Genomic DNA, 4,972 nt, shown 5'->3' with positions numbered 1-4,972 from the left:
CCTCGTCGACCATCCGCTCGACGTCGGCCACGGAGTCGACGGCGTACTGCCGCACCAGGTCGACCCCGAGCGTCGAGCCGGCGATGCGGCTTATGATCTCGCGGCCCCATGCCTGGTTGCCGGGCAGGGACGGGTCGGTGTCGGGGGTGTTGGCGAAGGAGGTCATCGGCGGGCCGGTGACCGGCCGACGGCGGTCCTGGGTGCGGTTCGGGGTCGGCACGGAGCCGTCGACAGTCCGCAGCGACGCGAGGAAGCGCTCCCGCTCGCGGCGGTAGAGCCCGGTGTCGGCGTGGATGTCGAAGACCGCCGACATGAAGTTGTCCTGGCTCGCGCCCTCCTCGAGACGGCGCACCAGATAGGCGATGGCCACGTCGAAATCCCGCGGATGGACGACCGGCACGTAGAGCAGCAGGCCGCCGCCCTCCTGCTGCACCGTCTCGCGAACCGCCTCCGCCTGGCCCTCGGCCATGCCGAGCAGCATCTCGAACTCGACGTGGTCGCGGACGCAGCGCCTGCCGGCCAGCACCCACGCGTAGGCCACGTCGAAGAGGTTGTGGCCGGCGACGCCGAGCCTGACGTTGACGGTGCGCTCGGGCGTGAGCGCGTAGTTGAGCACGTTCTTGTAGGAGGTGTCCGACTCCCGCTTGGAGCCCCACGTCGCCAGCGGCCAGCCGTAGAGCGAGGACTGGACGCGCTCCATCGGGAGGTTGGCACCCTTGACCAGCCGGACCTTGATCGGCGCCCCGCCACGGGCACGTCGCGCGGCGGCCCACTCCTGCAGGCGGATCATCGCGGCCATCGCGTCGGGCAGGTAGGCCTGCAGCACGATGCCGGCCTCCAGGCCGAGCAGCTCGGGCCGGTCGAGGAGGCGGCAGAAGACCTCGATGGTGATCTCGAGGTCGTGGTACTCCTCCATGTCGAGGTTGATGAACTTCCGCCGGCCGGCCGCGGTCTGCGCGGCGGCGTACTGGTAGAGCGGCAGCAGCCGCTCAATGACATGCGCGACGGCCTGGTCGTAGGCCCACGGCGAGTGGGGCGCGACCGGCGAGGACACCTTGATCGAGACGTAGTCGACGTCGGGCCGCTCCAGCAGTGCGCGTGTCCCGGCCAGCCGCCGGTTGGCCTCGGCCTCACCGAGCACCGCCTCGCCGAGGAGGTTGATGTTGAGCCGTACGCCGCGCGCCCTGATCCGCTCGATCTGGCCGCGGAGTCGGCTGTCGGTGGCGTCGATGAGCAGGTGGTCGACCATCCGGCGCAGCACCCGACGGGCGACCGGGATGACGAACCACGGCGCGATGACCGACAGCAGCGCACCCAGCCGCAGCGCCGCCCGCTGGTGCCACGGCAGGAACCGCGGCGTGATCGCGACCAGCTCGCGCAGCGCCCGCGCGGCCACACCGAGATCCTCCGGGCGGATCACCCGGTCGACGAAGCCGACGGTGAACTCCAGCCCACGCGGGTCCTTCAGCACGGCGGCCAGCCGCCGGGCCGAGGGGTGCGCCGGCTTGGTCGCGGCGGCGTCGAGCCAGGCCCTGACCTGCGCCTCCACCTCGGGCAGGCACTCCTCGCCGAGGATGGTGGTGGGATCCGAGGCAGTCGTCATACCTCGATCCTCCGCCCTCGGACCAATCAGGTCCAGCGATGTTTTCCGATGGATATTCATCGGTTGTTCTAAACTATCCGGATGCTTGACGTACGCCGCCTCCGGCTCCTGCGCGAGCTCTCCCTCCACGGCACGCTGGCGGCGGTCGCCGAGGTGCTGCACCAGAGCCCGTCGTCGGTGTCCCAGCAGCTGAGCCGGCTGGAGCGTGACGCCGGCGTCGAGCTGCTCCGCAAGAGCGGGCGACGGGTCGAGCTCACCCCGGCCGCGGAGCTGTTGGTCGAGCACACCACCGCGATCCTGGCCCGGCTCGAGCGCGCCGCCGCCGAGGTGGCGGCACTCGGCGACGACGTGGCCGGGGTGGTGCACATCGCGGCGTTCCAGTCGGCGGCGTTGGCGTTCATGCCCCAGCTCCTCACCCGGCTGGCGCAGGAGCATCCGCGGCTGAAGGTGACGATGTCCCAGCGGCTGCCGGAGGAGGCGCTGCTGGAGGCGCGGTCGAGCGAGTTCGACCTCGTCATCGCGCAGCAGTACCCGCACCACCCGGCCGCGCTGCACGCCGAACTGGACCGCGCGCCGCTGGTCACCGACCGGCTGCGGCTGGCGGTCCCGCCCGCCGGGTCGCGGTGGGACGGCATCGAGACGCTGGCCGATGCCGCCGGCCTGCCCTGGGTGATGGAGCCGCGCGGCGCGGCCTCCCGGCAGTGGGCCGAACACGTCTGCCGGGAGGCCGGGTTCGAGCCCGACGTCCGCTTCGAGACCGACGACCTGGAGGCTCAGATCGCGTTGGTGGAGACCGGCAACGCGGTCGTGATCCTGCCGGACCTGATGACGGTACGGCGCCAGCCCCACGTCCGCTGGGTCGACTTGCCCGGCGACCCCCGCCGCGAGGTCTTCACCTCCACCCGGGCCGCCATCGCCAGCGCCCCGCCGATCGTCGCCTGCCGGCGAGGGCTGGCGGCGGTGGTGCCGGCGATGCCGTAGTCGCCCCGCCGCTGGGCGAGCTCATCGGCCGGCGGCAAGAGTGCGGGTGACGCCCTGGGCAGCGACCTGGAGGGCGGCCACCAGCCGAGGGCGGGTACGGCGCAGGTCCGCGACGACGATGCCCAGCGCGGCCACGACCGTGTCGTCGACGGTGACCGGGACCGCTGCCGAGCAGGCTCCCAGGGTCATCTCCTCCTGCGTGGTGGCGTACCCGTCGTGGCCCACCCGGGCGAGCTGGCGCGCCAGCACCGCCGGCTGGGTGATGGTGTAAGGGGTGAACCGCGGCAGCGGTGCGGCCAGCACTCGGCGTCGGGTCTCCTCCGGGGCGTGGGCCAGCAGCACCTTGCCGACGCCGGTGCTGTGCAGCGGCAGCCGGGAGCCGACGGTGCTCACGATCGGCACCGAGGCGTGGCCGCGCACCGTGTCGACGTAGAGCACCTGGGTGTCGTCGCGCACCGCGAGGTGGACCGTGGCCAGGGTGGCGCCGTACAGGTCGTGCAGGAACGGCGAGGCCGCCTCGCGCAGTCCGGTCTGCACCGGCGCCAGCAGGCCCAGGTCCCACAGCCGGCGTCCGACGACGTAGTTGCCCCGGGTGTCGCGGCGCAGTGCGCCCCAGGCCACCAGCTCGGCGATCAGCCGGTGCGCGGTGGGACGGGCCAACCCGGCGCGGTCGGCGATCTGGGTCAGGCTGAGGGTGCGGTGCTGGTCGTCGTACGCGCCCAGGATGGCCAGGACCCGCGACGTCACCGTGGTGCCCGGTGCGGCGGTGTTGCCGGCCATCGCTGTCCCTTCTGCTGAGCGGAAGCTTGCCGTCGCCATGCTAGCGATCGGCCGCCTAGGTTGTCGCCGTGACCACGACACCGAGGACCGACGCGGCCGAGGAGACGGCGGTGCCGTCGTCGGACGCGGCCGCCACCACCCAGGCGGAGATCTCCGCCGAGATCGCCGAGCTCGCGGCGCGGCCGCAGGAGCGTGGGCAGCGGCAGCCGCTGATCGACTATCCGCCGTACCGCTCCAGCATCCTGCGCCACCCCACCAAGGATCCGCGCCACGTCGATCCGGAGACGATCGAGCGCTGGTCGCCGTGCTTCGGCCACCGCGACGTGCACCGGCTCGAGTCCGACCTGACCATCGGCGCCCACGCGGGCACCAACTCGGCTGTCTCGGGCGAGCCGATCGGGGAGCGGATCACCGTCTCGGGGCGCATCGTCGACGGCGAGGGTCGCCCCGTCGCCGGCCAGCTGGTCGAGATCTGGCAGGCCAACGCCGCCGGTCGCTACGTGCACAAGAACGAGCAGCACCCGGCGCCGTTGGACCCCAACTTCGTCGGGACCGGCCGCTGCCTGACCGGCCCGGACGGCTCCTACGCGTTCACCACGATCAAGCCGGGGCCCTACCCGTGGGGCAACCATCGCAACGCGTGGCGGCCGGCGCACATCCACTTCTCGATCTTCGGCAACGCGTTCACCCAGCGGCTGGTCACGCAGATGTACTTCCCCGGCGACCCGCTGTTCGCGCTCGACCCGATCTACCAGTCGCTGACCGACGAGAAGGCGCGCGAGGCGCTGGTGGCGACGTACGACCACGACCTGACCGTGCCCGACTACAGCATGGGCTATCGCTGGGACATCGTGCTGACCGGCGCTCGGCGCACGTGGATGGAGGACTCCGATGACTGATGCGATGAGGACGGCCATGGGGACGCCGGGACAGACCGTCGGCCCGTTCTTCGGTCAGGCGCTCCCGTACCCCGGCGACAGCGAACTGGTGCCCGCCGGGCGCGCGGACGCGATCCGTCTGCACGGCTACGTCTACGACGGTGACGGCGAGCCGATCCCGGACGCGCTGGTGGAGATCTGGCAGGCCGACGCCAGCGGCACCGTGCCACGCGAGACCGGGTCCCTGCACCGCGACGGCTGGTCGTTCACCGGCTGGGGCCGCTGCGAGACCGACCGCACCGGCCACTACTCGTTCTCGACGGTGCTGCCGGGCGCGACCGAGGAGGGCCGGGCGCCGTTCTTCGCCGTGGTCGTCTTCGCCCGCGGCCTGCTGGACCGGCTCTTCACCCGGATCTACCTGCCCGACCACCCGGCCAACGCGGCCGACCCGCTGCTCGCCTCGCTGAGTGCCGACGAGCGGGCGACCCTGGTCGCCGAGGCCGACGCGCAGGGCCTGCGCTTCGACATCCGGCTCCAGGGTCAGGGCGAGACAGTCTTCCTGCAGCATGATTGATCCTCGTGGCTGACCTGCTGTGGCCCGGCGACGAGCGCGCCGGCGATGTCTTCGACGATGCCGCGTTCCTGGCCGCCATGGTGCGGGTCGAGGAGGCCTGGCTGGGTGCGCTCGCCTCAGCCGGTGTCGGCGCCGACGACGTTCCACTGGCCGGCG

5 protein-coding genes are annotated in these 4,972 nt (G+C 72.3%); 3 read left to right on the top strand and 2 right to left on the bottom strand.

All coding sequences use genetic code 11. From position 1 onward, the window contains the following. On the bottom strand, positions 1-1,603 hold a 1,603-nt coding region (locus tag VHA72_RS16340; protein ID WP_325577130.1), incomplete at its 3' end, for a proline dehydrogenase family protein. Positions 1,604-1,684: 81 nt separating this feature from the next. Between VHA72_RS16340 and VHA72_RS16335 the strand changes: the two genes are divergently transcribed. After that, positions 1,685-2,584, top strand: coding sequence for a LysR family transcriptional regulator (locus VHA72_RS16335; protein WP_325577128.1), 900 nt, complete (start codon positions 1,685-1,687; stop codon positions 2,582-2,584). Positions 2,585-2,605: 21 nt separating this feature from the next. Here the strand turns inward: VHA72_RS16335 and VHA72_RS16330 are convergent, their stop codons facing one another. After that, positions 2,606-3,364: an IclR family transcriptional regulator gene (locus tag VHA72_RS16330; RefSeq protein ID WP_325577126.1), complete on the bottom strand. Its 759-nt coding sequence runs from the start codon at positions 3,362-3,364 to the stop codon at positions 2,606-2,608. 68 nt (positions 3,365-3,432) lie between these two features. On the opposite strand from VHA72_RS16330, the gene pcaH reads away from it, so the two are divergent. Both pcaH and pcaG read left to right on the top strand, forming a co-directional pair. Next, positions 3,433-4,263 (top strand): protocatechuate 3,4-dioxygenase subunit beta, encoded by an 831-nt coding sequence (pcaH, locus tag VHA72_RS16325; RefSeq protein WP_325577124.1) that lies wholly within the window; start codon positions 3,433-3,435, stop codon positions 4,261-4,263. 16 nt (positions 4,264-4,279) lie between these two features. Next, a complete protein-coding gene (gene pcaG, locus VHA72_RS16320; RefSeq protein WP_325577122.1) occupies positions 4,280-4,816 on the top strand; it encodes a protocatechuate 3,4-dioxygenase subunit alpha in 537 nt (178 codons plus the stop codon). Positions 4,817-4,972 lie beyond the last annotated feature (156 nt).

This window comes from Nocardioides sp., from assembly GCF_035547795.1.
Lineage (GTDB): Bacteria > Actinomycetota > Actinomycetes > Propionibacteriales > Nocardioidaceae > Nocardioides.
This window is presented reverse-complemented; position numbering and strand designations above follow the sequence as displayed.

Excerpts from the sequence above, each read along its gene's own strand:
- pcaG (WP_325577122.1), top strand. The coding sequence starts at position 4,280 with ATGGGGACGCCGGGACAGACCGTCGGCCCGTTCTTCGGTCAGGCGCTC.
- VHA72_RS16330 (WP_325577126.1), bottom strand. The coding sequence starts at position 3,364 with ATGGCCGGCAACACCGCCGCACCGGGCACCACGGTGACGTCGCGGGTC.
- VHA72_RS16335 (WP_325577128.1), top strand. The coding sequence starts at position 1,685 with ATGCTTGACGTACGCCGCCTCCGGCTCCTGCGCGAGCTCTCCCTCCAC.